The 25052-nt window shown below is 68.4% G+C and carries 30 protein-coding genes; 11 read left to right on the forward strand and 19 right to left on the reverse strand.

The genetic code is table 11. The annotated features are described in order from the left end of the window. Window positions 1-420 precede the first annotated feature (420 nt). From BLT78_RS09085 to BLT78_RS09100, 4 genes are all read left to right on the forward strand, one after another. Window positions 421-1044, forward strand: coding sequence for a DUF922 domain-containing protein (locus BLT78_RS09085; RefSeq protein WP_090348668.1), 624 nt, complete (start codon window positions 421-423; stop codon window positions 1042-1044). 175 nt (window positions 1045-1219) lie between these two features. Next, window positions 1220-1702: a GNAT family N-acetyltransferase gene (locus BLT78_RS09090; RefSeq protein WP_090352228.1), complete on the forward strand. Its 483-nt coding sequence runs from the start codon at window positions 1220-1222 to the stop codon at window positions 1700-1702. A 39-nt stretch (window positions 1703-1741) separates the two neighbouring features. After that, entirely contained in the window at window positions 1742-2806 is a 1065-nt protein-coding gene (locus BLT78_RS09095) for an NAD(P)H-dependent flavin oxidoreductase (protein ID WP_090348669.1), read from the forward strand. A 181-nt stretch (window positions 2807-2987) separates the two neighbouring features. Then, window positions 2988-3206, forward strand: a complete 219-nt coding sequence (locus tag BLT78_RS09100) for a DUF1059 domain-containing protein (RefSeq protein WP_090348670.1) — start codon at window positions 2988-2990, stop codon at window positions 3204-3206. A gap of 155 nt (window positions 3207-3361) precedes the next feature. Here the strand turns inward: BLT78_RS09100 and speE are convergent, their stop codons facing one another. The 6 genes from speE to aroC form a co-directional block, all read right to left on the reverse strand. Beyond that, window positions 3362-4222, reverse strand: coding sequence for a polyamine aminopropyltransferase (speE, locus tag BLT78_RS09105; RefSeq protein WP_090348671.1), 861 nt, complete (start codon window positions 4220-4222; stop codon window positions 3362-3364). 189 nt (window positions 4223-4411) lie between these two features. Beyond that, window positions 4412-5095, reverse strand: coding sequence for an acireductone synthase (gene mtnC / locus BLT78_RS09110; RefSeq protein ID WP_090348672.1), 684 nt, complete (start codon window positions 5093-5095; stop codon window positions 4412-4414). A 2-nt stretch (window positions 5096-5097) separates the two neighbouring features. Continuing rightward, entirely contained in the window at window positions 5098-5643 is a 546-nt protein-coding gene (locus BLT78_RS09115; protein WP_090348673.1) for a 1,2-dihydroxy-3-keto-5-methylthiopentene dioxygenase, read from the reverse strand. Window positions 5644-5668: 25 nt separating this feature from the next. Further along, on the reverse strand, window positions 5669-6289 hold the full coding sequence (locus tag BLT78_RS09120) for a methylthioribulose 1-phosphate dehydratase (protein ID WP_090348674.1): 621 nt from the start codon (window positions 6287-6289) through the stop codon (window positions 5669-5671). Window positions 6290-6313: 24 nt separating this feature from the next. Next, window positions 6314-7471: an MFS transporter gene (locus tag BLT78_RS09125; protein ID WP_090348675.1), complete on the reverse strand. Its 1158-nt coding sequence runs from the start codon at window positions 7469-7471 to the stop codon at window positions 6314-6316. A gap of 48 nt (window positions 7472-7519) precedes the next feature. Further along, window positions 7520-8611 carry a chorismate synthase gene (aroC, locus tag BLT78_RS09130; RefSeq protein WP_090348676.1) on the reverse strand — a complete coding sequence of 364 codons (1092 nt, stop codon included), beginning with the start codon at window positions 8609-8611 and terminating at the stop codon, window positions 7520-7522. 105 nt (window positions 8612-8716) lie between these two features. Here aroC and BLT78_RS09135 point away from each other — a divergent pair, with 105 nt between their 5' ends. Further along, window positions 8717-9664 carry an alpha/beta hydrolase family protein gene (locus tag BLT78_RS09135; RefSeq protein ID WP_090348677.1) on the forward strand — a complete coding sequence of 316 codons (948 nt, stop codon included), beginning with the start codon at window positions 8717-8719 and terminating at the stop codon, window positions 9662-9664. Between the two features lie 124 nt (window positions 9665-9788). On the opposite strand, the gene prmB is transcribed toward BLT78_RS09135, so the two are convergent. Together prmB and BLT78_RS09145 are read right to left on the reverse strand one after the other, a co-directional pair. Continuing rightward, window positions 9789-10712 carry a 50S ribosomal protein L3 N(5)-glutamine methyltransferase gene (gene prmB, locus BLT78_RS09140; RefSeq protein ID WP_090348678.1) on the reverse strand — a complete coding sequence of 308 codons (924 nt, stop codon included), beginning with the start codon at window positions 10710-10712 and terminating at the stop codon, window positions 9789-9791. A 57-nt stretch (window positions 10713-10769) separates the two neighbouring features. Continuing rightward, entirely contained in the window at window positions 10770-11672 is a 903-nt protein-coding gene (locus BLT78_RS09145) for a LysR family transcriptional regulator (RefSeq protein WP_090348679.1), read from the reverse strand. Between the two features lie 105 nt (window positions 11673-11777). Between BLT78_RS09145 and BLT78_RS09150 the strand changes: the two genes are divergently transcribed. The 3 genes from BLT78_RS09150 (at window position 11778) to folE (ending at window position 13667) form a co-directional block, all read left to right on the forward strand. Then, window positions 11778-12377, forward strand: coding sequence for a cysteine hydrolase family protein (locus BLT78_RS09150; RefSeq protein WP_090348680.1), 600 nt, complete (start codon window positions 11778-11780; stop codon window positions 12375-12377). A gap of 67 nt (window positions 12378-12444) precedes the next feature. Further along, window positions 12445-13008, forward strand: a complete 564-nt coding sequence (locus tag BLT78_RS09155) for a Smr/MutS family protein (RefSeq protein WP_090348681.1) — start codon at window positions 12445-12447, stop codon at window positions 13006-13008. Between the two features lie 113 nt (window positions 13009-13121). Next, window positions 13122-13667 carry a GTP cyclohydrolase I FolE gene (folE, locus tag BLT78_RS09160; protein WP_090348682.1) on the forward strand — a complete coding sequence of 182 codons (546 nt, stop codon included), beginning with the start codon at window positions 13122-13124 and terminating at the stop codon, window positions 13665-13667. Window positions 13668-13701: 34 nt separating this feature from the next. Here folE and BLT78_RS09165 read toward each other — a convergent pair whose 3' ends face one another. After that, window positions 13702-14337, reverse strand: a complete 636-nt coding sequence (locus tag BLT78_RS09165) for a hypothetical protein (protein ID WP_090348683.1) — start codon at window positions 14335-14337, stop codon at window positions 13702-13704. Window positions 14338-14375: 38 nt separating this feature from the next. Further along, complete coding sequence (gene pyrF / locus BLT78_RS09170; RefSeq protein WP_090348684.1) at window positions 14376-15074, reverse strand: orotidine-5'-phosphate decarboxylase; 699 nt, start codon at window positions 15072-15074, stop codon at window positions 14376-14378. A 119-nt stretch (window positions 15075-15193) separates the two neighbouring features. Here pyrF and BLT78_RS09175 point away from each other — a divergent pair, with 119 nt between their 5' ends. Beyond that, on the forward strand, window positions 15194-15373 hold the full coding sequence (locus BLT78_RS09175; RefSeq protein ID WP_090348685.1) for a DUF2897 family protein: 180 nt from the start codon (window positions 15194-15196) through the stop codon (window positions 15371-15373). A gap of 9 nt (window positions 15374-15382) precedes the next feature. Here the strand turns inward: BLT78_RS09175 and BLT78_RS21715 are convergent, their stop codons facing one another. The 6 genes from BLT78_RS21715 to BLT78_RS09205 form a co-directional block, all read right to left on the reverse strand. Then, window positions 15383-15649 carry a hypothetical protein gene (locus BLT78_RS21715; RefSeq protein ID WP_231975847.1) on the reverse strand — a complete coding sequence of 89 codons (267 nt, stop codon included), beginning with the start codon at window positions 15647-15649 and terminating at the stop codon, window positions 15383-15385. Window positions 15650-16039: 390 nt separating this feature from the next. Next, window positions 16040-16855, reverse strand: a complete 816-nt coding sequence (locus BLT78_RS09185; protein ID WP_090348686.1) for an OmpA family protein — start codon at window positions 16853-16855, stop codon at window positions 16040-16042. Further along, window positions 16852-17202: a DUF4398 domain-containing protein gene (locus tag BLT78_RS09190; protein WP_090348687.1), complete on the reverse strand. Its 351-nt coding sequence runs from the start codon at window positions 17200-17202 to the stop codon at window positions 16852-16854. The genes BLT78_RS09185 and BLT78_RS09190 overlap by 4 nt, the downstream gene beginning before the upstream one ends. Window positions 17203-17219: 17 nt before the next feature. Beyond that, window positions 17220-18029, reverse strand: coding sequence for a substrate-binding periplasmic protein (locus tag BLT78_RS09195; RefSeq protein ID WP_090348688.1), 810 nt, complete (start codon window positions 18027-18029; stop codon window positions 17220-17222). Window positions 18030-18154: 125 nt separating this feature from the next. After that, the gene (locus BLT78_RS09200; protein WP_090348689.1) at window positions 18155-19084 is read right to left on the reverse strand and encodes an electron transfer flavoprotein subunit alpha/FixB family protein; all 930 of its coding nucleotides are present in this window, start codon (window positions 19082-19084) and stop codon (window positions 18155-18157) included. Further along, a complete protein-coding gene (locus BLT78_RS09205; protein ID WP_090348690.1) occupies window positions 19084-19833 on the reverse strand; it encodes an electron transfer flavoprotein subunit beta/FixA family protein in 750 nt (249 codons plus the stop codon). Before BLT78_RS09205 ends, BLT78_RS09200 begins: the two co-directional genes overlap by 1 nt. 316 nt (window positions 19834-20149) lie before the next feature. On the opposite strand from BLT78_RS09205, the gene BLT78_RS09210 reads away from it, so the two are divergent. Continuing rightward, complete coding sequence (locus tag BLT78_RS09210) at window positions 20150-21805, forward strand: electron transfer flavoprotein-ubiquinone oxidoreductase (RefSeq protein WP_090348691.1); 1656 nt, start codon at window positions 20150-20152, stop codon at window positions 21803-21805. Window positions 21806-21850: 45 nt separating this feature from the next. On the opposite strand, the gene BLT78_RS09215 is transcribed toward BLT78_RS09210, so the two are convergent. Beyond that, a complete protein-coding gene (locus BLT78_RS09215; protein WP_090348692.1) occupies window positions 21851-22417 on the reverse strand; it encodes a DUF1285 domain-containing protein in 567 nt (188 codons plus the stop codon). A gap of 83 nt (window positions 22418-22500) precedes the next feature. Here BLT78_RS09215 and BLT78_RS09220 point away from each other — a divergent pair, with 83 nt between their 5' ends. After that, window positions 22501-23628 carry an aminotransferase class V-fold PLP-dependent enzyme gene (locus BLT78_RS09220; RefSeq protein WP_090348693.1) on the forward strand — a complete coding sequence of 376 codons (1128 nt, stop codon included), beginning with the start codon at window positions 22501-22503 and terminating at the stop codon, window positions 23626-23628. A 251-nt stretch (window positions 23629-23879) separates the two neighbouring features. Here BLT78_RS09220 and BLT78_RS09225 read toward each other — a convergent pair whose 3' ends face one another. Next, the gene (locus BLT78_RS09225; protein ID WP_090352231.1) at window positions 23880-24668 is read right to left on the reverse strand and encodes a TatD family hydrolase; all 789 of its coding nucleotides are present in this window, start codon (window positions 24666-24668) and stop codon (window positions 23880-23882) included. A gap of 2 nt (window positions 24669-24670) precedes the next feature. Continuing rightward, entirely contained in the window at window positions 24671-25027 is a 357-nt protein-coding gene (locus BLT78_RS09230) for a PilZ domain-containing protein (protein WP_090348694.1), read from the reverse strand. Window positions 25028-25052: the final 25 nt, after the last annotated feature.

Below are 25052 nucleotides of genomic sequence, written 5' to 3' on the forward strand. Positions count from 1 at the left end.
GCTGGCTGCGGGGCCGGAAACAGGAACTCCGGGATGCTGGGCGACCAGGCGACATAGTGTTCTGCGCCGGGTGCGTTCGCCCCGGGAATTGCAAATGCAGTGTTCAAACTACAACCTCACCCGAATAACAGCAGTAATTTTCTACCGCTTGTTGAATTCTCAACCGACCATGAAACAAGCGAAATCCGCAAATAACAATTTATTGCCAATCCTTTATTGACGTTAAATCCAGCCAAACAAACAGATAAAAACCCTATCGCGAATCGGCATATATATCGCCTCATCACCCGCAACTTATCCCTCTGCTAAGTTCAAATCGCACACCGAACAACCCCCTCGAAAACCAGTGAATTCCCGCAGGCAGCAGTTCCTGCGGCGGGTTCGGCTTGCCCGGCGAAATGACGCAGGAGGCGCGAGGTCATGGATAACCGGCACGGCAATTCGGCCCAGCAACCACCGCGTGAAGGGCTGTCCAGAGGACTCTGCGCCGGCATGCTGATGGTGCTGTCGCTGGCGCTGCTCGCCCCGCAAGTTCGGGCCGAAATCAGCGAGAAACTCGATTACACCGACTATCCGGTTCCCGCCAGCGAGGAGGCCTCGCTGGGCAGATCGCTGAACCGCAACTCGCCGATTCGCCATGACGGACTGACCTACCACGCCTACACCACCTGGACGGTGAACTGGACCTATCGCTGGACCGATGCGGGCGGTTACTGCCGGATCAGCGAAGTCGCCACCCAGCTGCACGGGATCATCAAGCTGCCGCGTCTGGAAGGCGGCAGCGAGTCCCTGCGCGGGCAGTTCGACCGCTATCTGCAAGCCCTGCACCAGCACGAACTCGGGCATTACCAGATCGGTCGCAAGGCCGCCCTGGAGGTGGACCGTGAACTGCGCGCCCTGCCGGTCATGGCCAACTGCCAGCGCCTGAGTGCCGCCGCCAACCGCATCGCCCATCAGGTCGTCGATCGCCACAAGGAAGAAGAACGCACCTACGACCTGATCACCGTGCATGGCCGGCTGCAGGGCGCCCGCCTCGACCTGTGATGCGCGCGCCAGAGCGACGGTCGCCCAACCCGCCGGCAATCTGGGATAATGACGCCCCGCTCACCAGCGCCCGAAGTGGCTCACGCGCGCGCATCGAGCGCCGAGCCTGTCAGCCATACCCCGCATCATCCGCAAGTACGTTCTGCCCATCGTCATGACCCACCATCTGCGTCCCATGGCCGAGCACGACATTCCGGCCGTGCTGGCTATCCAGCAAGAGTCCTATGCCAGCGAACTGCTGGAAAGTGCCGAAATCATCCGCCAGCGTCTGCTGGCCGCCCCCGATCTCGCCTGGGTGGCCGAAGACGCCTCGGGCGTCTGCGCCTACCTGTTCGGCTATCGCTCGCACGCTGGCAAGGTGACGCCCCTGGACGGCGCCTTCGCCCAGCCGGCGGATGCCGACTGCCTGTACCTGCACGATCTGGCGGTGAGCGGCCGCGCAGCCGGCCGCGGCATCGGTCCGGGGCTGGTGCAGCGGCTGCTCGAGCGCGGCCGCTGCAGCCGCCTGAAGTACTCGGCCCTGGTCTCGGTGCAGGACTCCCAGGGCTTCTGGCGTCGCCAGGGCTATGCCGAACTCGCCGAACTGGACGCCCACCAGCAGCGCAACCTGGCGTCCTACGGCGTGCCGGCGGTGTACATGGTCAAGTCGCTGCATTGAGGGCAAACTGAGGCACCGTTTCAGTGCAGGAAGCCCGCCATGCCTTGCCCAGACAATGCCTTCACCGCCCTCGTCGGCGTCCGTCATCCGCTGATCCAGGCGCCCATGGCCGGCGGCGCGACCACCCCGGAGCTGGTCGCCGCGGTCAGCAACGCCGGCGCCCTGGGCTCCTTCGCCGCCGCCACCCTGGCGCCGGCGGCGATCCGCGAAGGCGTGGCGCGGGTACGCCAGCTCACCGACCGGCCGTTCAACGTCAACCTGTTCATCCTCGACGAGCCGGCGCCCAGCGACGAGGAAGTCGCCCGCGCCCAGGCACGCCTCGATCCGCTGCGCGCCGAACTGGGCCTGCCGCCGGGCGGGCGGCCGACGCGCTTCTGCGAGGACAACCGGGCACAGCTCGAGACCCTGCTCGAGCTGGCGCCGCCGGTGGTCAGCTTCACCTTCGGCATCCTCGACGCCGCCACCGTGGCGCGCTTCCACGCCGTCGGTAGCCTGGTGATGGGTACCGCCACCACGGTGGCCGAGGCCCGCGCGTGGCAGGCGGTCGGCGCCGATCTGGTGTGCGCCCAGGGCTGTGAGGCCGGTGGCCATCGCGGCAGCTTCCTCGGCGACCCGCAGCAGGCGTGCCTCGGCCTGCTGGCCCTGCTGCCGCAGCTGGCGGCTGCGGTGAACATCCCGGTGGTGGCGGCCGGCGGCCTGATGGACGGCCGCGGCATCGCCGCCAGCCTGCTGCTCGGCGCCCAGGCCGCGCAGCTCGGCACCGCCTTCCTGTGCTGCCCGGAGTCGGGCATCCCGGCCATCTGGAAGGAGGCGATCCGCGCCGCTCGCGACGACAGTACGCGCCTGACCCGCGCCTTCTCCGGCCGCTTCGCCCGTGGCATCACCAACGACTTCATGCGCCGCTTCGCCGCCGAGGAAGAGCAGATCCCGGCCTACCCGGTGCAGAACGCGCTGACCGCCGACATCCGCCAGGCCGCACTGCGCCAGGGACGCAGCGAGTACCTGTCGCTGTGGGCCGGCCAGGGGGCCGGCATGGCGCGCAGCCTGCCGGCCGCCGAGCTGGTGCAGACACTGATGGCAGAGCTGGGCGCCTGCCAGTCCTGAGGCGTATGCCGCTCGGCGGAAATACTGCGCCAGAGCCTGGCAAGGTCACCCGGCGACCTATACTTCAGACAGAGCCGGACGACTCCGGACCAACAACAACAAGCCCGGAATCGTCGTCTCGAAGGCCCTGCTTGCCGACTCGGGAGCAGGTGTCAGCCCTAGCGATCTGGAGGGCGCCATCATGTCCAGGTACTACATCGATTGCCGGGACTACCCGGGCGACGTGAAGTGCACAGTGGCACTGGCTGCCGACACCAAGGAAGAGCTGCTGGAAGCCGTTGTCGAGCACGGCCGCACCGTGCACGGTTACGCAGACACGCCGGAGTTCCGCGACCAGGTCCTGCAAGGGATGAAGGAAGGTACACCGCCTGTGGAGGCTGAAACGGCCAGGGCGGCGTGACCAGTGACCCACCGGGAAGCCAGCCGTCCTCCCGGGCCTGAACCCTCGGCAAAGCGAGGCATGGCCAACGCACAGACAGCCAGTGGCGGCAGCATCCCGTCCGCAAATGAGAAGGGGCCCTGATCGGGCCCCTTCTCATTTGACGCATCCGGACTTCAGTCGTTGCTCGGCTTGTGGATCGCCTGCAGCACGTACTGCGGCAGGGCGAAGGCCGCCTGGTGGATGTCGGCGTTGTAGTAGCGGGTGACGATGCCGCTGCCGGCGAAGCGCTGGCGCAGGGTTTCCAGCGGCAGCTTGCGGTAGTCGGCGTTGGTGCTGCCCCAGGCGAAGGTCATCGAGCCGCCGATGTAGGTCGGCACCGCCGCCATGTAGAAGTGCCAGTCGGCGAACAGGCCGTGCATGCGCGACGCGGTGGTCTGCACCTCGGAGAGTTGCATGAACGGGGTGCCGTTCTGGGTCACCAGGATGCCGCCGTCGTTCAGGCAGCGGCGGCAGGCCTCGTAGAAGTTCTCCGAGAACAGCACCTCGCCCGGACCGATGGGGTCGGTGGAGTCGGAGATGATCACGTCGAACTTCTCCTCGGTGGTGGCGACGAAGCGCATGCCGTCGTCGATCACCAGGTTCAGGCGAGGATCCTCGAACGCCCCCTTGGAGTGGTTGGGCAGGAACTGCTTGCACATGTCGACCACGGTGCCGTCGATCTCGACCATGGTGATGTGCTCGACGCTGGCGTGCTTGCACACCTCGCGCAGCATGCCGCCGTCGCCGCCGCCGATGATCAGCACGCGGCGGGCCAGGCCGTGGGCGAGGATCGGCACGTGGGTGAGCATCTCGTGGTAGATGAACTCGTCGGCCTCGGTGGTCTGGATCACGCCGTCCAGCGCCATCACCCGGCCCATGCGGGCATTCTGGAAAATCACCAGATGCTGATGCTCGGTGCGCACCTCGTGCAGCATCTGGTCGATGCGAAAGCGCTGACCGTAGCCGTCGTAGAGTGTTTCCTGATAATCGCTCATGGCGTTTTTTCCTTGTAAGTCATTGAAAAACAAAGAGGAGCCCGAGCTCCGCCGATAACCGAATTGTAGTTGCTGCACGGGATCGGGAACAGCGGCAGCCCAGTCTGCCCGCTGGGTGGGACAGGCGCATGACCTGCAGGTTGCAGACCGCCGCGCCGCCCGCATGCGGCAAGCGCGGCGGCCGCGGGGTCAGAACGCGGCCGGCTCGATGGCCGCGAAGCTGGCCACCGTGCGGTGCCCGGCCAGTTCGCCGCCCTCGCGGGCCAGGCCGCAGGTGGCCATGCCGGCCTCGTGCGCGGCGTCCAGCTCCTGCACCACGTCGGAGAGGAACAGGATCTCGCCGGCCGGTCGGCCGATGGCGGCGGCGATGCGCGCGTAACTCTCGGCCTCGCGCTTGCCGCCGCTGGTGGTGTCGAAGTAGCCGGAGAACAGCGGGGTCAGATCGCCGGCCTCGGAGCAGCCGAAGATCAGCTGCTGCGCCTGGATCGAGCCGGAGGAGTACACGTACAGTGCGTAGCCGGCGGCGTGCCACTGGCGCAGCGCCTCCACCGCATCCGGGTAGACGTGGCCCTTGAGCTGGCCGGCGCGGTAGCCCTGCTCCCAGACCATGCCCTGCAGCGCCTTGAGCGGGGTGGCCTTGCGGTCGGCGGCGATCCACTCGAGGAGGATGGCGATGACCCGCTCGACGTCGGCATCAGGCTCGCCGCTCTCGGCGCGCACCGCCTCCAGCTGCGCGGCCACCGCCGGTGCCTCGGCCTGTGCGCGGACGAAGTCCGGCAGGTGCTCGACGGCGAAGGGAAACAGCACGTCGAAGACGAAACTGACCGCGCTGGTGGTGCCCTCGATGTCGGTGAGGATGACTTTGATCGGCACCGTCAGTCCTCCAGCGGCGGGAAGGACTGGGCGATGGGATCGCCGGTGAACTTCGCCACCCAGCCTTCGGGGTTGTTGAACAGGCGGATGGCGACGAAGTGCGGCTCCTCGCCCATGTCGAACCAGTGCTTGGTACCGGCCGGCACCGAGATCAGGTCGTTCTTCTCGCACAGCACCGCGTAGACGTGATCACCGATATGCAGAGTGAACAGGCCGCGACCGGCGACGAAGAAGCGCACCTCGTCCTCGCCGTGGGTGTGCTCGTCGAGGAACTTGGCGCGCAGCTCGGCCTTCTGCGGGTGCGTGCGATCCAGGCTGACCACGTCGACGGTGACGTAGCCCTGCTCGCTCATCAGCTTGTCGATCTCGTGGCGGTAGGCGGCGATCACCTCCTCCTGGCTGGCGCCGGGAGCGATGGGCGCGCTGGCCTGCCAGCGCTCGAAGCGCACGCCGACCTCGGCCAGAGTGGCGGCGATGTCCTCGACATGGGTCAGCACCTTCAGCGGCTGCTGGGGATTGGATTCTTGGTAGACGCTCAGCCAGCTCATGGCAGCTCCTTGTTCGGCGGTTCGCTCAGCGACCCAGCACCTGGCGGGTCTTCAGTTCGCATTCGAAGAGGAATTCGAAGGCCTCGATCTGACGCAATGCATCGCTCATCTGCGGGCCCCAAGTGTAAAGGCCGTGGCCGCGGATCAGGTAGCCCACGCAGTCCGGATGCGTATCCAGCCATTGCTGCACCTGCCCGGCCAGGCGGGCGATGTCCTGGTCGTTGGCGAAGATCGGCACCACGACCTGGCCCTCGTGGGTGGTCACCCCGGCGAAGGCCTTCTGCAGCTCGTAGTCCTCGAGCAGCAGCTGGTCGCCGGGGGTGAGGCGCGACAGCACGGTGGCGTTGACCGAGTGGGTGTGCAGCACCGCGCCGATGTCGGCGCGCCAGGCGTACAGCTGGGTGTGCAGCAGGGTCTCGGCCGAGGGTTTCTTGCCCGGCTCCAGGCTGTTGCCGGCGAGGTCGGTGGCCAGCACGTCCTGCTCGGTGAGCTGGCCCTTGTGCTTGCCGGACACGGTGAGCAGCGCCTGGTCGGCGGCCAGGCGCGCCGAGTAGTTGCTGCTGGTGGCCGGCGACCAGCCGCGAGCGTAGAGGAAGCGGCCGGCCTCGATGATCTGCCGGGTGAGGAGTTCGCGCTTGTCGGTCATCGGGAAATCTCGAAGATCGGTGATTCAGGAAGCCGCCGCCGGCTCACGCAGGCGGAGGGCAATGATAGCGGCTGCCGCCAGCGCCGCCAGGCTGGCGAGGGCGAAGGTCCAGGCCGGGCCCAGGCTGGTCCAGCTGTAGCCGGCGTACAGGGCGCCGAGGGCGCCGCCGACGCCGGACAACGCGGCGTACAGCGCCTGGCCCTGGCCCTGCTGGCGGGCGGCGAAGCTGTGGCGGACGAAGTGGATGGCCGCGGCGTGGAAGCTGCCGAAGGTGGCGGCGTGCATGCACTGGGCGAGCAGCAGCACCGGCCAGTGCTCGGCCAGGTTGCCGAGCAGCAGCCAGCGCAGCACCGCCAGCAGCAGGCTGGCGAGCAGCACCTGGCGCACGGAAAAGCGCGCCAGCAGGCGCGCCATCACCAGGAACACGAGGATCTCGGCGACCACCCCGAGCGCCCACAGCCAGCCGATCAGGGTGCGGCTGTAGCCGAGGTGCTCCAGATGCAGGGTGATGAAGGTGTAGTACGGGCCGTGGCTGAGCAGCATCAGCGCCACCGCGCCGTAGAACGCCGGCACGCCGGGGCGGCGCAGCTGCTGCAGGAAGCCGCCGCGCTCGGCCTCGCCGGCGTGGCCCTGCGGCTGGGCGTTGGGAATCCACAGGCTGCTCGCCGCGATGGCCAGCATGATGGCGGTCACCGCCCAGGGATAGGCGTCCAGGCTGACCCGCTCGAACAGAGCGCCGAGGCCGACCACGGTGCAGATGAAGCCGATCGAGCCCCACAGGCGCAGCTGGCTGTAGCGCGCCGCCTGCTCGCGCAGGTGGGCCAGGGTGATGACCTCGAACTGCGGCAGCACGGCATGCCAGAAGAACGCGTGCATGGCCATCACCAGCGCCAGCCAGGCGTAATCCTGGCGGTAGAAGATGCTGGCGAAGCTGAGCAGGGTAAGCAGCGCGCCGAGGCGCACGATCAGCAGGCGCCGGCCGCTGACGTCGCCCAGCCAGCCCCACAGGTTGGGCGCCACGCAGCGCATCAGCATGGGGATGGCCACCAGCTCGCCGATGCGCGCCGCGGAAAAGCCGAGGTGGTGGAAATACAGGGCGAGGAACGGCGCCGTCGCTCCGAGCAGGGCGAAGTAGCAGAAGTAGAAACCGGACAGGCGCCAGTAGGGCAAACCGTGCTGCATCGACGGATACGGAGCGGGGAGACGGGCCGGCCCGCCTCCCTTGGCGCGTCAGAGCTGGCCGAGCACCGGGGTGCCGACCCGCACCTCGGCGTTCTGCGCGCGCTGGCGCAGCAGGTGGTCCATCAGCACGATGGCCATCATCGCCTCGGCGATCGGCGTGGCGCGGATGCCGACGCAGGGATCGTGGCGACCCTTGGTGATCACCTCCACCGGATTGCCGTCGATGTCGATGGAGCGGCCGGGGGTGGTGATGCTGGAAGTGGGTTTGAGCGCCAGGTGGGCGACGATCGGCTGGCCGCTGGAGATGCCGCCGAGGATGCCGCCAGCGTGGTTGGACAGGAAGCCGTCCGGGGTCAGCTCGTCGCGGTGCTCGGTGCCGCGCTGGGCGACGCTGGCGAAACCGGCGCCGATCTCCACGCCCTTCACCGCGTTGATGCTCATCAGCGCGTGGGCCAGCTCGGCGTCGAGGCGGTCGAAGATCGGCTCGCCGAGGCCCGGCGGCACGCCTTCGGCGACCACGGTGATCTTGGCGCCGACCGAGTCCTGGTCGCGGCGCAGCTGGTCCATGTAGGCCTCGAGCTCCGGCACCTTGTCCGGGTCGGGGCTGAAGAAGGCGTTCTCTTCCACCGAATCCCAGGTCTTGAACGGAATCTCGATCGGGCCGAGCTGGCTCATGTAGCCGCGTACCCGGATGCCGAGGCCGGCCAGGTACTTCTTGGCGATGGCGCCGGCGGCCACGCGCATGGCGGTCTCGCGCGCCGAGCTGCGGCCGCCGCCGCGGTAGTCGCGGATGCCGTACTTGTGGTGGTAGGTGTAGTCGGCGTGGGCCGGGCGGAACAGGTCCTTGATCGCCGAGTAGTCCTTGGACTTCTGGTCGGTGTTGCGGATCAGCAGGCCGATCGGGCAGCCGGTGGTCTTGCCCTCGAACACGCCGGAGAGGATCTCCACCTCGTCGGCTTCCTGGCGCTGGGTGGTGTGGCGGCTGGTGCCGGGCTTGCGGCGGTCGAGGTCGCGCTGCAGGTCGTCCAGCGACAGCTCCAGCCCGGGCGGGCAACCGTCGACGATGGCGACCAGCGCCGGACCATGGCTTTCACCGGCGGTGGTGACGGTGAACAGCTTGCCGTAAGTATTGCCAGACATGCAGGATGCTCCGCGGCGGGACTATTGAGGGCCGCAAAGTATACCCAAGCGCCCCGCCGCTGGGGAAACGCCGGTGCCCCGCCCTGCCCCGCGCCTGGAGTTCGCATGTCCCGCCTGTTCCTGCTGCTGATGTTCCTGCTGTACGCCGGCATGGCCCGCGCGGCACCGACCCACATGGTGCAGTGGCCGATGACCCTGCTGGTGCCCGGCGGCAGCCTGCACGGCACCCTGACCCTGCCCGACCGCGACGGCCCGCTGCCGGTGGTGCTGATGATCGCCGGCTCGGGGCCGACCGACCGCGACGGCAACAACCCGGAGGGGGCCCACAACGACAGCCTGCGCCTGCTGGCCCGCGAGCTGGCCGAGCGCGGCATCGCCAGCCTGCGCTACGACAAGCGCGGCGTGGCGGCCAGCCGGGCGGTGGCGCCGCGCGAGGAGGAGCTGAGCGTGGCGGCCTACGTGGCCGACGCGGCGGCCTGGGGCCAGTTGCTCAAGGCCGACCCGCGCTTCTCCCGACTGATCCTGCTCGGCCACAGCGAGGGCGCGCTGATCGCCAGCCTGGCCGCCGCGGAATCCGGCGCCGATGCGCTGGTCAGCCTGGCCGGCATCGCTCACCCGCTGGGCCAGGTGTTGCGCGAACAGTTGCAGGGCCGTCTGCCCCCCGCGCTGGCGGCGGAAACCGAGACGATCCTGCAGGCGCTGGAGCGGGGACGCACGGTGGCGCAGGTGTCGCCCAGGCTGCAGGTGCTGCTGCGCCCCAGCGTGCAACCCTACCTGATCTCGCTGCTGCGCCAGCGCCCGGCCGAGGCCTTCGCCCGCGTGCCGATCCCGGCGCTGATCGTGCAGGGCACCCGCGACTTCCAGGTCGACACCGAGGAAGCCCTGCTGCTCCAGGAGGCACGGCCGGAGGCGCAGCTGCTGCTGATCGAGGGCATGAACCACGTGCTGCGCATCGTCCCCGCCGGCGCGCCGCCGCTGGCCTCCTACAACGATCCGCGCCTGCCGCTGGCCGGCGAGCTGGTCGACGGCCTGACGCGCTTCATCAGTCCGTAGGCTGCGCCGTGCGCACCACACGACCACTTCCGATACTGCGCAGACGCACCCTAGGCTCAGGACACTGCCCGCTCGTCAGGGTGCGCCGTGCACACCATGGGTGCTTGCCGGCGGAGTGCGCGGCTTACTCGCCCTGCAGGCACGACTGGAACAGCGCCTGGTGCTGGCGGCACTGCTCGGCGCTGAGCACGAACACGCCGTGCCCGCCGCGCGCGAACTCGACCCAGGTGAACTCCACCTCGGGATAGGCCGCCTCGACGTGCACCTGGCTGTTGCCCACCTCGACCACCAGCAGGCCGTCATCGCTCAGGTGGTCGGCGGCCTCGGCGAGCATGCGCCGTACCAGGTCGAGACCGTCCTCGCCGCAGGCCAGGCCCATGGCCGGCTCGTGGTGGAATTCGGCCGGCATGTCGGCGAAATCCTCGGCGTCGACGTAGGGCGGATTGGAGACGATCAGATCGAAGCGCTGCCCCGGCAGGCCGTCGAAACCGTCGCCCTGCACGGTGTAGACGCGCTCCTCCACACCATGGCGCTCGATGTTGAGGTTGGCCACTTCCAGGGCCTCGAACGACAGGTCGGCGAGCACCACCTCGGCCTCGGGGAAGGCGTGGGCGCAGGCGATGCCGATGCAGCCGGAGCCGGTGCACAGGTCGAGGATGCGCGCCGGGGTACCCGCGAGCCAGGGCGCGAACCGGCGCTCGATCAGTTCGGCGATCGGCGAGCGCGGCACCAACACGCGCTCGTCGACGCAGTACGGCTGGCCGCAGAACCAGGCCTCGCCGAGCAGATAGGCGGCCGGCACGCGCTCGTCGATGCGGCGCTGCAACAGGGCGCGCACGGCGGTCTGCTCGTCATCCTCCAGGCGGCAGTCGAACCAGTTCTCCGGGGTATCCCACGGCAAGTGCAGGCCGCCGAGCACCAGCAGGCGCGCCTCGTCCCAGGCGTTGTCGGTGCCGTGACCGAAGAACAGCTCGGCCTCGTGGAAACGGCTGACGCCCCAGCGGATCAGGTCGCGGATGCTGTGCAGACGGCTAGGGATGGCGCTCATGGCTGGGAGTCCTCGGAGATGGGGCGGGCATTCTAGCCGAAAGCCCCATGCCATCGCTCAGCCGCAGCGCTCGCCCGCCGCTGCCGCCGTGCCGTCCAGCCGCGCCGCCTCAACCGCCGCGCGCTCCGCCAGCCAGTCGGCCACGGCGCGAAAGCGCAGGGTCTGACGCAGGTCGCGATGGCACAGCAGCCACAGTTCGCGACGCAGTTCGACTCCGGACAGCCGGTGCAGGACGGCTGCCTCGCCGACCAGACAGGGCAACAGCGCCAGCCCCAGGCCGGCCTGGCAGGCGCGCTGCAGCGAAGTCACCGCAGTGACGCGCAAGCGCACCCCGCCCGCTGGCTCCAGCTGGCGCAGCCAGCGCGCCTCGGGCAGCTGACCGAGGGCATCGTCGTAGCCCAGCCACGGCAGGCGGCGCCAGTCGTCCGGTCGAGTCGCGGCGAAGCGCTCGGCGCCGTACACCGCGTAACCGAGCTCGCCGACCTTGCGCATCACCAGCGCGGCATCCTGCTGCGGACGGGCCAGGCGCAGGGCGAGGTCGGCCTCGTGGCGGGTGAAGGACAGGTCGCGGTTGTCGCCCAGCAGTTGCAGATCGAGCTGCGGATGGCGCTCGAGCAGCGCGGGCAGCTGCGGGACCAGCCAGTGGGCGATGAGAAACTCCACCGAGGTCAGGCGCACGCTGCCGGCCACGCTCTGCGCCTCCTCGCGGGCGGCCAGCAGCATGCCCTGCACGTCGCCCTGCAGGGCCGCGGCGCGCTGCAGCAGCACCGCGCCGGCCGGGGTCGGCCGGTAGCCGCCGCTGTCGCGCAGGAACAGGCGCACCTGCAGCGCCCGTTCGGCGGCCTGCAGGCGCCGACTCACGGTGGTCGGGTTGACCGCCAGCGCCCGCGCCGCCGCGGCCAGGGTGCCGTGGCGCTCCAGCGCCAGCAGCACGGGAATGTCGTTCCAGTCGAAGGCCATCGCCGGCTCCCTGCAAAAATGCATTGTCGGACGGCAAGCCTGTCGCTTCAGCGCCGCCGCCGTCATGCCCACAATGGTCGCGTCCATCCCCTACCGGAGTACAGCATGAGCGACGCCAAGACCCTGTTCGAACTGACTGGCAGCAGCCACCCGGCCGCCGACCTGAAGCAGGCCACCCTGCTGATCATCGACGCGCAGAACGAGTACCGCAGCGGCGACCTGCGCCTGCCCGGCGTCGAGGCCGCGGCCGCACAGATCCACCGTCTGCTGCAAGCGGCGCGCGCCGCCGGCGCGCCGGTGGTGCACGTGCAGCACATCGGCGTGCCCGGCTACCTGTTCGATCCCGAAGGCCCGCGCGGCGACATCTTCGAGGAACTGACGCCGCTGCCCGGCGAGGCGGTGGTGCGCAAGCCGCTGCCCAACTCCTTCGCCCGCAGCGAGCTGGACCGCGTGCTGCGCGAGCTGGGCCGCGAGGAGCTGGTGGTGGTCGGCTTCATGACCCACATGTGCGTCAGCGCCACGGTGCGCGCCGCCAAGGATCTCGGCTACCGCAGCACGGTGGTCGCCGCCGCCTGCGCCACCCGCGACCTGCCGGGCGTCGACGGGGTGACGGTGGATGCCGCCACCCTGCACCGCGTCGAACTGGCCGCGCTGGCCGACCTGTTCGCCACCGTGGTGGATGACGCCGCGGCGCTCGGCGCCTGAGGCGCGGCAGGCTCTCCGCGCAGGCGCCGGTTCCGTTAGAATCACGCGTCTGTCGCGGAGAACCAGCATGCAAGACGACGATTTTTCCCTGTTCCACAGCGAGATGCGTGGGGTCAAGCGCATCAAGGTCGAGGAACGCGCCGACACCGGCAAACCCAAGGCCGACCGCCAGCAGGTCGCCCAGCGCCAGCAGAGCGCCATCCTCACCCAGCAGACCACCACGATCGACGGCCTGTCCGACCTGTTCGTCATCGACGTCGGCGCCGAGGACGAGCTGTACTGGGCGCGCGACGGCGTGCAGGAGGGCCAGATGCGCAAGCTCAAGGCCGGGCAGATCCCCTTCGAGGGCAGCATCGACCTGCACGGCATGAGCGTGGAGAAGGCACGCGCCACCCTGTGGGAATTCTTCGCCGAGGCCGCGCGTCTCGAGGTGCGCTGCGTGCGCGTCACCCACGGCAAGGCGGCGCGCACCGACGGCCGCCGGCCGATGGTCAAGAGCCACGTCAACACTTGGTTGCGCCAGCATCCACAGGTGCTCGGCTTCACCTCCTGCCTGGCCAAGCACGGCGGCACCGGTGCGGTCTACGTGCTGCTCAAGCGCACCATGCTCGACGGGCGCGACGAAGAATAGGCCCCGGCGCGGGCGGCGCGCCGCCCGCCGGCTTACCCGACTTCGCCGGTAGGACTTGCCAGCCGCTCTCCGGCCCCCTACGCTGCGCGCCTTGCCCCCTACACAGGAACCCCATGTCCGTGGAACAGCACTACACCGCGATCCTCAGCCTGCTCGGCGAAGACGTCGAGCGCGAAGGCCTGCGCGACACCCCCAAGCGCGCCGCCAAGGCCATGCAGTATCTCTGCCGCGGCTACCAGCAGAGCCTCGAGGAAGTCACCAACGGCGCCCTGTTCAGCTCGGACAACAGCGAAATGGTGCTGGTGAAGGACATCGAGCTGTACTCGCTGTGCGAGCACCACCTGCTGCCGTTCATCGGCAAGGCCCACGTGGCCTACATTCCCAACGGCAAGGTGCTCGGCCTGTCCAAGGTGGCGCGCATCGTCGACATGTACGCCCGCCGCCTGCAGATCCAGGAGAACCTCACCCGGCAGATCGCCGAGGCGGTCGAACAGGTGACCGGCGCCCTCGGCGTGGCGGTGGTGATCGAGGCCAAGCACATGTGCATGATGATGCGCGGGGTGGAGAAGCAGAACTCGGCGATGATCACCTCGGTGATGCTCGGCGAATTCCGCGCCAATACGGCGACCCGCGGCGAATTCCTCAGTCTGATCCGCTGAAGCGAAAACCGGCCCCTGAGGCCGGTTTTTTCGTTCAGGCCCGCCGTTCCGCCGCCGCGGCGAAGAACACCCAGGCCAGGGCGACGCTGGCAGCCAGACACAGCAGCAGGGCCGGCACCAGCAGCAGCACACTGGCGCAGGCCACACCGGCCAGCAGCAGCAACCAGGCGAACAGCCGCAGCGCCGGGTAGGGACGGCGAATGCGCCACAGCGCCAGGGCGAAGCGCAGGACGCTCAGTCCCAGGGCGACGAACAGGGCGAAACTGGCCAGCTCCAGCGCGGCGGGATAGGCCGCCGCGTATTCCTCCTGCAGGGCGGCAAAGCCGGTGGCCAGGAAGGCCAAGGCGACCTGCAGCCACAGCGCCCAATCCAGGCCGCCCTGCAGACCGAAGCGACTGGCCAGCAGAGCGCGCAGACGCAGCAGCAGGTAGGTCCACAAGGGCACCAGCAGCAGGCGCAGCAGATGGGTGAAGACCAGCGGCTGGAGCTCGGGATACAGCGCCTGCCAGAAACCGAGGACCAGCAGGACGAACAGGCCGAAGGCGAAACCGAGGGCGAGGCCGCCCAGCACCAGCAACTGGTCACGCGCCCAGTGTTCGACGAAGGACGCCGGCAGGCGCTCGTCGAGCAGCGGCGCCTGCGGCGGGCGGTAGGGATCGAACTCGCGCATCACCCTGCCCTCCCTGGTCGTCGGTGCGCGGCGCGAAGTCAGCCGCGCAGTTCGGTCACGACTGCCGCCAGTGCCGCGGCGGGGTCGGCCGCCTGGCTGATCGGCCGGCCGATCACCAGGTAGTCGGAGCCGGCTTCCAGCGCCTGGCGCGGGGTGAGGATCCGGCGCTGGTCATCCTGGGCGCTGCCGGCAGGACGGATGCCCGGGGTCACCAGTTGCAACTGCGGCTGGGCGGCCTTGAGCGCCGGCGCCTCCTGGGCGGAGCAGACCAGGCCATCGAGGCCGGCCTGCGCGGCCAAGCCGGCCAGGCGCAGCACCTGCTCCTGCGGTTCGACGTCCAGGCCGATACCGGCCAGGTCGCTGCGCTCCATGCTGGTCAGCACGGTCACGCCGATCAGCAGCGGCTTCGGTCCGCTCAGGGCGTCCAGGGTTTCACGACAGGCCGTCATCATGCGCAGGCCGCCGGAGCAGTGCACGTTGACCATCCACACGCCCAGCTCGGCGGCGGCCTTGACCGCCATCGCCGTGGTGTTGGGAATGTCGTGGAATTTCAGGTCGAGGAACACCTCGAAACCCTTGCCGGCCAGGGTCTCGACGATCTGCGGGCCACAACGGGTGAACAGCTCCTTGCCGACCTTGACCCGGCACAGTTGCGGATCGAGCTGGTCAGCCAGGGCCAGGGCGGCCTCGCGATTGGGGAAATCCAGGGCGACGATGATCGGGGTCTGGCAGGACATGGGGTTCTCTCGGTGAATCGAATCGGTGCGCATTGTAGCGCATGTGGCCCGCGAAATCGGACGAGACAGCCACCGCCGCCGGCGCTATGGTGGAGACATCGCCCCCTCTGGAGAGTGTCATGCCCTGGTTTGCCTGGTTGTTTCTGGCTCTGGCTTTCGGCCTGGTGATCGGCAGCCTGCTGCTGTTGCGCGACAGCGCGGACAAGATGCCGCTCAGCGAGGAAGAACTGCAGCGCATGCGCAAACGCGAAGCCGAACTGCAGGCCAAGGCGCGCGAAGAGGATGGCGAGGACGAATGAGCCCCGCCCTCAGCGCCGGAAGTGCAGCTGCAGCTCCGCGCCCTCGACGCTATCCCAGTAGCCCTCCCCGTCCTCTTCCGGGTGCTCGGTGGTGATCAGCCGCCCACCCAGCTCGAACGAAGACTGCTTGTCCTCCTCGGCCTTGAACAGCGGCGGCAGCAAGCCGCCCGGCGTTTCTTCGCCGGCAGCCGGCACGGCAAGCGCGGCGTCAGGCAGGGGGAAGACCTCATCGAGCGCGCCGGGCAGGCTGAGATCCAGCGGGCGCTCGACAGCCACCGGCACAGGCTCCGGCTGCGGCGTCACTGGCGCGACAGGCTGACTCGGTACCGCCGGCTTCGGCGCCGCAGGCGGACTGGCGGGCGCCGCCGGCCTGGGCTGCGCTGGCGGCTGCGCGATGACCTGCGGCGTGGATTGCGGCTCGGGCGCGGCTGGCGGTGGCGCTACCGCAGGCTCGGATGGGGCCGGAGGTGCGGCGGACTCCGGCTCCGCCGCCGGCTGCACGGCCGGCGCGGCCGGCGGCTTGCTTTCGGGCGCAGGGCGATCCGAGTCACAGGCAACCAGCGCCAGCAACGCCCCGAGACAGAGCACAGTGCGCACGCCTCTCATCACCAACCTCACAGCAGCGGCTGCCGGCAGCCGGACACACACTTCAGCCAACGACAGGCCCTACTCGCGCGGCGGGCTGAGCTGGCCCTGGTCGTCGGAAAACACGATCTCGACCCGACGATTCTCCGCCCGTCCCTGCGCCGAAGCGTTGGCCGCCAGCGGGTAGGCCTCGCCATAGCCCTGCACCTCGATGCGCGCGGCGTCGACGCCCAGCTCTACAAGCACGTCGGCCACCGTCTGCGCCCGGGCGCGCGACAGCTCGAGGTTCTCGGCAGCCGGACCGCGACTGTCGGTGTAGCCCTCGATGCGCACCTTGCGCTGCGGATTGAGGGTGAGAAACTGGTAGAGCTTGAGCACCGTGCGGTTGGCCGAACTCTTCAGCTCCGCCCGCCCGGTGTCGAACAGCACATCGCCCAGGGTCATCACCAGGCCGCGTTCGGTCGGCATGGTGGCCAGACTGTCCATCTGCTCCTCCAGCCAGCTGCTCTGCTGCTGCACGCTGAGCAGCCTGGCCTCGCGCAGGGCCGACTGCAGCCCCTCGCGCTCCTGGCGGAGCTTCTCCAGCTGGCGCTGCTGCGCGGCGAGCAGGCTGTGCTCGCGGGCGATGGCGCTGTAGCGCTGGCTCAGGTAGGCGTAATGGGCGACATCCTCGCCGCTGCCCCAGTAGCTGCTCAGACGCTCGGCGCGCGCCAGCGACTCGCCGGCGCGGACCACGTCCTTGGGCGCACTGGCCAGCACGGCATCGTCGCCCGCCACCTGCTCGTAGCTGCCACGCGCCTTGTCCAGCTCGTGCTGGGACGCTCCGTGCCCGGCACAGCCGGCCAGCGCCAGCACGCCACAAAGGCCCAACAGCGGGCGCAGGTTCGACAGATTCATGGCTGACCTCCCAGCTCGGTACGCAGCTGCTTGATGCCGCCCTTCACCTCGGCGATCTGCGCGCCGCTCTTGGCGGTCAGGGTCCGCGCCTCGGCGAGACGAGCATCCAGCTCGGCTCGCTCGGCGAGCATGCGCGCCCTGCGGTACTCCTCCCGGGTGGCGGCTTCGCGGGCAGCGGCAAGGGCCTCTTCGGCCGCGCGCAGTTCCTCCAGGGAAGCATCGGCACCGACCGCGCGAGCCTGCTGGAGGGCCTCTTCGGAAAGCTGCAACTGGGCCTGCGGGGCCGGATCGCTGGCGCAGCCGGCCAGCAGCGAAAGTGCCAGCACGGCACAGATGCGTGGAGTCATCGAATCAACATCCTGCTTCAGAGCTTGGCCGGGGGCTGCTGCGCCTTCCAGCGCTCCAGATTGAGCTGGAGCAGGGACTGCGGCAGGCCGGCGTTGCGAAATTCTGTCATCTTTTTCGCCAGCTGTCCGCGCAGCCACGGGTGGTTGCACGCCGAGTTGTGCGACAGCGCGAGGTACAGCGGCTCCGCGCTGAGCGGCGGCTGCAGGGCGACCAGTTCGATGGCCAGCCCCCGGCGCTCGACCTCCGCCAGCCCGGCGTAGCGCTCGAGCAGCAGGAAGTCCAGCTTGCCCTGCTGCAGCTGCTGCAGGGCCTGGCCGGTCTTGGCGCTGCGCTTGAGCTTGAGCGCATCGACCTGCGCCAGCAGCGGCTCGGCATAGCTGCCGGTTCCCACCGCCAGCCCGCGGTGGCTGGCCAGGTCGGCCAGCCGGGCGAACAGCGGTGCATGGTCGCGCTGCGCCCAGACATGCACCGGCACCTCGAGATAGGCCGGGTGGATGAAGTCGAACTGCTCCAGCCCGGCCGGCGTCAGGTAGCTGCCCGCCAGCAGGTCAACCCGGCCATTGAGCGCATCGTCGAGAGCCTCGGCACGCTTGCCGGTGTGGATCACCTCGACCTGTACGCCCAGCTCCTGCCCCAGCGCCTTGAGCAGGTCGGCGCTGGCGCCCATCAGCTGCTCGGGGTGCTGCGGGTCCTGCCACAGGTAGGGCGGCTGGTCCGGTGCGCCGGTGGCGACCAGGCGCTCGCACTTGCCGGCGGCCAGGGCCTGGGTCGAGACGGCAAGCAGGGTGGCCAGGGTCACGCGCGACAGGAAGGAGCGAACAGACATGGAAATCCTCGAAATCGGTTGCCGGCAGCGCCGGGGCGCAGTGCAGGCAGGGTAACTGATCCAGGGGCGGAAAAAGGCGACAAAAAACCCGCTCCGGGGAGCGGGTTTTCGGGAGCGGAGCGTCCTTACAGGGACTGTTCCAGCTCAGGCACGGCTTCGAACAGGTCGGCGACCAGGCCGTAGTCGGCGACCTGGAAGATCGGCGCCTCCTCGTCCTTGTTGATCGCCACGATCACCTTGGAGTCCTTCATGCCGGCCAGGTGCTGGATGGCACCGGAGATGCCCACGGCGATGTACAGCTCGGGGGCGACGATCTTGCCGGTCTGGCCGACCTGCAGGTCGTTGGGCACGAAGCCGGCATCGACGGCGGCGCGCGAGGCACCGACGGCGGCGCCGAGCTTGTCGGCCAGCTTGTAGAGCAGCTGGAAGTTGTCGCCGTTCTGCATGCCGCGGCCACCGGAGACCACCACGCGCGCCGAGCTCAGCTCCGGACGGTCGGACTTGGCCAGCTCCTCGCCGACGAAGGCGGAGATACCGGCGTCACCGCCAACGGCAACCGCTTCGATGGCGGCGCTGCCACCCTCGGCGGCCACGGCGTCGAAGCCGGTGCCGCGCACGGTGATCACCTTGACGGCAGCCGAGGACTGCACGGTGGCGATGGCGTTGCCGGCGTAGATCGGACGCTGGAAGGTGTCGGCGGAAACCACCTTGATGATCTCGGAGATCTGGTCGACGTCGAGCAGCGCGGCGACGCGCGGCAGCACGTTCTTGCCGGTGGTGGTGGCAGCGGCCAGCACGTGGCTGTAACCCTTGCCGAGCTCGGCTACCAGCGGGGCGACGTTTTCCGGCAGCTGGTGGGCGAAGGCGGCGTTGTCGGCGACCAGCACCTTGGCCACGCCGGCAACCTTGGCAGCGGCTTCGGCCACGGCGGCGCACCCCTGGCCGGCGACCAGCACGTGGATGTCGCCACCGATCTGTGCGGCGGCGGCCACGGTATTCAGGGTCGCGGCAGCCAGGGCGGCGTTGTTGTGTTCGGCAATGACGAGAATGGTCATCAGATCACCTTCGCTTCGTTCTTCAGTTTCTCGACCAGTTCGGCCACCGACTTTACCTTGATGCCGGCGCTGCGCGCGGCCGGCGCTTCGACCTTGAGGGTCTTCACGGTGGAGGCGGTGGACACGCCGAGAGCATCCGGAGTCAGCACGTCGAGCGGCTTCTTCTTGGCCTTCATGATGTTGGGCAGCGAGGCGTAGCGCGGCTCGTTGAGACGCAGGTCGGTGGTGACGATGGCCGGGAGCTTGAGGGCCACGGTCTGCAGGCCACCGTCGATCTCGCGGGTGACGTTGACCTTGTCGCCGGCCACCTCGACCTTGGAGGCGAAGGTGCCCTGGGCGAAGCCGGTCAGCGCGGCGAGCATCTGGCCGGTCTGGTTGTTGTCGCTGTCGATGGCCTGCTTGCCGGTGATGATCAGCTGCGGCTGCTCCTTGTCGACCACGGCCTTGAGCAACTTGGCCACGGCCAGGGAATTCAGCTCGTCATTGGACTCGACCAGGATGGCGCGATCGGCGCCGAGGGCCAGGGCGGTACGCAGTTGCTCCTGGGCAGCGGTCGGGCCGACGGAGACCGCGACGATCTCGGTGGCTACCCCCTTCTCCTTCAGACGCACCGCTTCTTCCACGGCGATCTCGCAGAACGGGTTCATCGACATCTTGACGTTGGCGAGATCGACGCCGGAATTGTCCGCCTTGACGCGGACCTTGACGTTGTAATCGACCACGCGTTTGACAGCTACCAGAATCTTCATGGATTCCTCATGTTCTCCGGTGAGTTGTTGTGGCGGCGCAGGGTGCCGCCAGGCCGGGCTGCCCGCCGGGTCGAACCGACTCTCGGCTATACCGCGACCGACATAAACGCAGTATCTTGACCGCATCCCCAAACCCGGTCAATACGACAAAACTTCCACTCCGCTGGCGCCGCCCTTTAAAATGCGCGCCTTTCAGCCAGTACCCAACAGACGCTTGTATCAGAGTTGCTGTCCAGCGTAAAAATACTGCGCTGCACAAAAACCGCCTTGCGGATTCCAACAAGCAGATTGCCAGCCTTGAGTTAGGAGATAGAGAGTGGAACGCGAATACATGGAATTCGACGTCGTCATCGTCGGAGCGGGCCCTGCCGGCCTGTCCGCCGCCTGCCGTCTGAAGCAGAAGGCCGCCGAAGCCGGCCAGGAGCTCAGCGTCTGCGTGGTGGAGAAAGGCTCCGAAGTCGGCGCCCACATCCTCTCCGGCGCGGTGTTCGAGCCACGCGCGCTCGATGAACTGTTCCCCGACTGGCAGGCCCTCGGCGCGCCGCTCAACACCCCGGTCAAGCGCGACGACATCTATCTGCTCAAGAACGACTCCGCCGCCAGCAAGATCCCCGACTTCGCCGTGCCCAGGACCATGCACAACGAAGGCAACTACATCATCTCCCTCGGCAACCTGTGCCGCTGGCTGGCCCAACAGGCCGAGAACCTCGGCGTGGAGATCTACCCGGGCTTCGCCGCCCAAGAAGCGCTGATCGACGACAAGGGCGTGGTGCGCGGCATCGTCACCGGCGATCTCGGCGTCGATCACGCAGGCAACCCCAAGGACGGCCTGTACACCCCGGGCATGGAGCTGCGCGCCAAGTACACCCTGTTCGCCGAGGGCTGCCGCGGCCATATCGGCAAGCAGCTGATCGCGAAGTACCAGTTGGACGCCAAGGCCGACGCCCAGCACTACGGCATCGGCATCAAGGAGCTGTGGGAGATCGATCCGGCCAAACACGAGCCGGGCCTGGTGGTGCACACCGCCGGCTGGCCGCTGAACGACGACAACCCGGGCGGCTCCTTCCTCTACCACCTGGAGAACAACCAGGTGGTGGTCGGCCTGATCGTCGACCTGTCCTACAGCAACCCCTACCTGTCGCCGTTCGACGAGTTCCAGCGCTACAAGCACCACCCGGTGATCAGGCAGTACCTGGAGGGCGGCAAGCGCATCGCCTACGGCGCCCGCGCCATCTGCAAGGGCGGCCTGAACTCGCTGCCCAAGATGGTCTTCCCCGGCGGCGCGCTGATCGGCTGCGACGCCGGCACCCTCAACTTCGCCAAGATCAAGGGCAGCCACACCGCGATGAAGTCCGGCATGCTGGCCGCCGAGGCGATCGTCGAGGCGCTGGCCGCCGGTCGCGAGGGCGGCGACGAGCTGAACAACTACGTCAAGGCCTTCGAGGACAGCTGGCTGTACGACGAGCTGTTCCGCAGCCGCAACTTCGGCGCGGCGATCCACAAGTTCGGCGCCATCCTCGGCGGCGCATTCAACTTCGTCGACCAGAACCTGTTCGGCGGCAAGATCCCGCTCACCCTGCACGACAATAAGCCGGACCATGCCTGCCTGAAGCCGGCCGCCCAGTCCCAGCGCATCGACTATCCCAAGCCGGACGGCAAGCTCAGCTTCGACAAGCTGTCCTCGGTGTTCCTCTCCAATACCAACCACGAGGAAGACCAGCCCTGCCACCTGAGGCTGGCCGACGCCTCGATCCCGCTGGCGAAGAACCTGCCGCTCTTTGATGAGCCGGCGCAGCGCTACTGCCCGGCCGGGGTGTACGAGATCGTCACCCAGGAAAACGGCGAGAAGAAGTTCCAGATCAACGCGCAGAACTGCGTGCACTGCAAGACCTGCGACATCAAGGACCCGGCGCAGAACATCACCTGGGTCGCTCCAGAAGGCACTGGCGGGCCGAACTACCCCAACATGTAAGCACTGACGAAAAGGCCCTGCGGGGCCTTTTCCGTTTCTGCCGCCCTACTCCGGCTGCGGCGCGATGGGGAAGTACTCGCCGCCGCTCCACACGCCGAGCCAGACCTGTCCGTCGATCTCCCGCGGCACCGCCAGCTCGACCAGCTGGTAGAACACGTTGCGATGGATCAGCGCCTCCAGGTTAGCGCGCACGTGCACGTAGGGCGACGGCTCGCCGCTCTGTGCATCCAGCACGACGCGCAGCGGGTGCTCTGCCCCGGCCACCAGCTCGTCGTCGACATTGGTGCGAAAACGCAGCGCCTGGCCCTCCCCCGCCCCCTCGACCTCCATCTCCACCGCCACGAAGGGCGCATCGTCGACGCGGATGCCCACCTTCTCGACCGGCGTGACCAGGAAGTAGTCGTCGCCATCGCGGCGCAGGATGGTCGAGAACAGCCGCACCATCGCCGGACGGCCGATCGGCGTACCGAGGTAGTGCCAGCTGCCGTCGCGGGCGATGCGCATGTCGATGTCGCCGCAGAACGGCGGATTCCATAGATGCACCGGCGGCAGACCGCCCTTGCTGGCGGGAATCTGCTGCAGCAGATCGCCGGCCTTGTCCGTATCGCTCATCGCCCCTCCTCTACGGAAAACGCCCGGTTCGTCCGGACCGAACGGTATGATGCCGCAAACCAGCATATTGCAGGAGCACGAGCATGCGCGATTGGCAAGACGAATTCCCCCAGGAGCCGGGCCTGCGCTACCTCAACCACGCGGCCGTAGCCCCCTGGCCACGGCGCGCCAGCGAAGCGGTGTGCGCCTTCGCCGAACAGAACCTGCGCATCGGCGCGCGCGACTACCCGCAGTGGCTGCAGGTGGAACAGCGCCTGCGCCAGCGCCTGACCCGGCTGCTCAACGCGCCGTCCAGCGCCGACGTGGCGCTGGTGAAGAACACCTCGGAAGCGCTGTCGTTCGTCGCCTTCGGCCTCGACTGGCGCGCCGGCGACCAAGTGGTGATCAGCGACCAGGAGTTCCCCTCCAACCGGGTGGTGTGGGAGGCGTTGCGCCCGCAGGGCGTCGAGGTCATCGAGGTGGACATCGCCGGGGCCGATCCGGAGGGCGCCCTGCTCGCCGCCTGCACGCCGCGCACCCGCCTGCTGGCGATCAGCGCGGTGCAGTACGCCAGCGGCCTGCGTCTGGACATGCAGCGTATCGGCGCCGGCTGCACGCAACGCGGCGTGCTGCTGTGCATCGACGCCATCCAGCAGCTCGGCGCCCAGCCGTTCGACGTGCAGGCCAGCGGCTGCGCCTTCGCCATGGCCGACGGCCACAAGTGGCTGCTCGGCCCGGAAGGCCTCGGGGTGTTCTACTGCCGCCGAGACCTGCGCGAGCAGCTCAGGCTGCACGAGTACGGCTGGCACATGCTGGAAGATATCGGCAACTACGACCGCCGCGACTGGCAGCCGGCGCGCAGCGCGCGGCGCTTCGAGTGCGGCAGCCCGAACATGCTCGGCGCCACGGCGCTGGAGGCCAGCCTGGCGCTGCTCGATGAGGTCGGCATGGCCCGGGTGGCGACGCTGATCGAGGCGCGCATCGCCCAGCTGCAGGCCGGCATCGTCACCCTGCCCGGCGCCCGACTGCTGAGCCCACGGGAGCCGGAGCGACGGGGCGGCATCCTGACCTTTACCCTGAACGACCGGGACAATGCCGCACTGTTCGAGAGCCTCAGGCAGAACCAGGTCGTCTGCGCCCTGCGCGGCGGCGGCATCCGCCTGTCGCCGCATTTCTATACGGCGGAAACGGTGATCGAGGAAACGCTTGAATTGCTTGCACAACTGGCCTGAAGGCCGCGCCAGACAGCCATTGATGCGGTGACGCAATCAGCAGACACGAAACTATTTCAAATCCGTTTTAAAACAGCGTGACTCGAACCTATCAGACGCGGATGGCTGGTCAATACTGTTAATCACTGATGTGCGGCACTCTCCCCCAAGTGCCCGTCAGGCGGAGCAGCGTGGAGCGCCTGTTCCGGTTTCACTCCTAATGGTCTTGACCCGGATTCATCCCCCAGAATCCGGGTTTTTTTTTGCGCGGTTCAGATTCTGGGCGGTACGGCGAGCGGAAACAGGCGATGGAAGTTGGCCGTGGTCTGCTCCGCCAGGGCCTCAATCGACACCCCGCGCAGTCCGGCGAGGAACTCCGCGACGTCGCGCACGTACTCCGGCAGGTTGGACTTGCCGCGATGCGGTACCGGCGCCAGGTAAGGCGCGTCGGTCTCCACCAGCAGGCGGTCGGCCGGCACCCGGCGGGCCACCTCGCGCAGCGCCTCGGCGTTGCGGAAGGTGACGATGCCGGACAGGGAGATGTAGTAGCCCATGTCCAGGGCCGCCTCGGCCATCGCCCAGTCTTCGGTGAAGCAGTGCAGCACGCCGGCCTGCGGCAGGTCGGCCTCGCGCAGCATGGCCAGGGTATCGGCGCGCGCCTCGCGGGTGTGCACGATGACCGGCTTGCCGGTCTGCCGGGCGGCTTCCAGGTGCAGCCGGAAACCGGCCTGTTGCAGGCTGGCGGCTTCCGGCTGGTAGTGATAGTCGAGGCCGGTTTCGCCGATGGCGACCACACGCGGATCGCCCAACTCGCCCAGCAGCCAGTCGAGCACCGGCTCGCGGCCGGGCTCGAGATCCAGCGGATGGACTCCAACCGAGCAGTACACGTCGCGGTAGCTGGCCGCCAGACGACGCACCGCCGCAGCGTTGTCGGCGCTGACGCCGATGCACAGGAACAGGCCGACACCGCGGCCACGGGCTGCCGCCAGGGCGGCATCGAGGGAACCGCCGTGGGCCTTGAGGTCCAGGCGGTCGAGATGGCAATGGGAGTCTACGAGGATCATTACATGGTCAGGGTCGGGCGTTCGGACTTGAGCGCGCCGGCCAGATAGGTCTCGATCTTGTTGCGGGTGACGCGGTCGCCGTCGTTGAACTGCACGCCGATGCCGGCCTGACGGTTGCCCTGGGCTCCCTTGGGGGTGACCCAGACCACCTTGCCGGCGACCGGAAGCTTTTCCGGCTCGTCCATCAGGCTCAGCAGCATGAACACCTCGTCGCCGAGACGATAGGTCTTGCTGGTGGGCACGAACAGGCCGCCATTGCGTACGAAGGGCATGTAGGCCGCGTACAGCTGGGCCTTGTCCTTGAGGGCGACGGTCAGGATGGCGTTACGACCGCCAAGGTTCGGGGGCATGCTCATGGAAGTACTTCCGAGGCTGAAGCAG

It is taken from the genome of Pseudomonas oryzae (assembly GCF_900104805.1).
GTDB classification, from domain to species: Bacteria; Pseudomonadota; Gammaproteobacteria; order Pseudomonadales; family Pseudomonadaceae; genus Geopseudomonas; species Geopseudomonas oryzae.

What these genes read in the sequence shown, in the direction of transcription:
- BLT78_RS09125 (WP_090348675.1), bottom strand. Translation starts at nt 7,471, where the DNA reads ATGCAGCACGGTTTGCCCTACTGGCGCCTGTCCGGTTTCTACTTCTGC.
- pyrF (WP_090348684.1), bottom strand. Translation starts at nt 15,074, where the DNA reads ATGTCCTGCCAGACCCCGATCATCGTCGCCCTGGATTTCCCCAATCGC.
- speE (WP_090348671.1), bottom strand. Translation starts at nt 4,222, where the DNA reads ATGAGCGATTATCAGGAAACACTCTACGACGGCTACGGTCAGCGCTTT.
- BLT78_RS09120 (WP_090348674.1), bottom strand. Translation starts at nt 6,289, where the DNA reads ATGACCGACAAGCGCGAACTCCTCACCCGGCAGATCATCGAGGCCGGC.
- BLT78_RS09195 (WP_090348688.1), bottom strand. Translation starts at nt 18,029, where the DNA reads ATGTCTGTTCGCTCCTTCCTGTCGCGCGTGACCCTGGCCACCCTGCTT.
- BLT78_RS09220 (WP_090348693.1), top strand. Translation starts at nt 22,501, where the DNA reads ATGCGCGATTGGCAAGACGAATTCCCCCAGGAGCCGGGCCTGCGCTAC.
- BLT78_RS09145 (WP_090348679.1), bottom strand. Translation starts at nt 11,672, where the DNA reads ATGGCCTTCGACTGGAACGACATTCCCGTGCTGCTGGCGCTGGAGCGC.
- BLT78_RS09200 (WP_090348689.1), bottom strand. Translation starts at nt 19,084, where the DNA reads ATGACCATTCTCGTCATTGCCGAACACAACAACGCCGCCCTGGCTGCC.
- prmB (WP_090348678.1), bottom strand. Translation starts at nt 10,712, where the DNA reads ATGAGCGCCATCCCTAGCCGTCTGCACAGCATCCGCGACCTGATCCGC.
- BLT78_RS09165 (WP_090348683.1), bottom strand. Translation starts at nt 14,337, where the DNA reads ATGCGCGAGTTCGATCCCTACCGCCCGCCGCAGGCGCCGCTGCTCGAC.
- BLT78_RS09085 (WP_090348668.1), top strand. Translation starts at nt 421, where the DNA reads ATGGATAACCGGCACGGCAATTCGGCCCAGCAACCACCGCGTGAAGGG.
- folE (WP_090348682.1), top strand. Translation starts at nt 13,122, where the DNA reads ATGTCCGTGGAACAGCACTACACCGCGATCCTCAGCCTGCTCGGCGAA.
- BLT78_RS09115 (WP_090348673.1), bottom strand. Translation starts at nt 5,643, where the DNA reads ATGAGCTGGCTGAGCGTCTACCAAGAATCCAATCCCCAGCAGCCGCTG.
- BLT78_RS09135 (WP_090348677.1), top strand. Translation starts at nt 8,717, where the DNA reads ATGTCCCGCCTGTTCCTGCTGCTGATGTTCCTGCTGTACGCCGGCATG.
- BLT78_RS09090 (WP_090352228.1), top strand. Translation starts at nt 1,220, where the DNA reads ATGGCCGAGCACGACATTCCGGCCGTGCTGGCTATCCAGCAAGAGTCC.
- BLT78_RS09230 (WP_090348694.1), bottom strand. Translation starts at nt 25,027, where the DNA reads ATGAGCATGCCCCCGAACCTTGGCGGTCGTAACGCCATCCTGACCGTC.
- BLT78_RS09100 (WP_090348670.1), top strand. Translation starts at nt 2,988, where the DNA reads ATGTCCAGGTACTACATCGATTGCCGGGACTACCCGGGCGACGTGAAG.
- BLT78_RS09190 (WP_090348687.1), bottom strand. Translation starts at nt 17,202, where the DNA reads ATGACTCCACGCATCTGTGCCGTGCTGGCACTTTCGCTGCTGGCCGGC.
- BLT78_RS09215 (WP_090348692.1), bottom strand. Translation starts at nt 22,417, where the DNA reads ATGAGCGATACGGACAAGGCCGGCGATCTGCTGCAGCAGATTCCCGCC.
- BLT78_RS09150 (WP_090348680.1), top strand. Translation starts at nt 11,778, where the DNA reads ATGAGCGACGCCAAGACCCTGTTCGAACTGACTGGCAGCAGCCACCCG.
- aroC (WP_090348676.1), bottom strand. Translation starts at nt 8,611, where the DNA reads ATGTCTGGCAATACTTACGGCAAGCTGTTCACCGTCACCACCGCCGGT.
- BLT78_RS09155 (WP_090348681.1), top strand. Translation starts at nt 12,445, where the DNA reads ATGCAAGACGACGATTTTTCCCTGTTCCACAGCGAGATGCGTGGGGTC.
- BLT78_RS09185 (WP_090348686.1), bottom strand. Translation starts at nt 16,855, where the DNA reads ATGAATCTGTCGAACCTGCGCCCGCTGTTGGGCCTTTGTGGCGTGCTG.
- BLT78_RS09175 (WP_090348685.1), top strand. Translation starts at nt 15,194, where the DNA reads ATGCCCTGGTTTGCCTGGTTGTTTCTGGCTCTGGCTTTCGGCCTGGTG.
- BLT78_RS09095 (WP_090348669.1), top strand. Translation starts at nt 1,742, where the DNA reads ATGCCTTGCCCAGACAATGCCTTCACCGCCCTCGTCGGCGTCCGTCAT.
- BLT78_RS09205 (WP_090348690.1), bottom strand. Translation starts at nt 19,833, where the DNA reads ATGAAGATTCTGGTAGCTGTCAAACGCGTGGTCGATTACAACGTCAAG.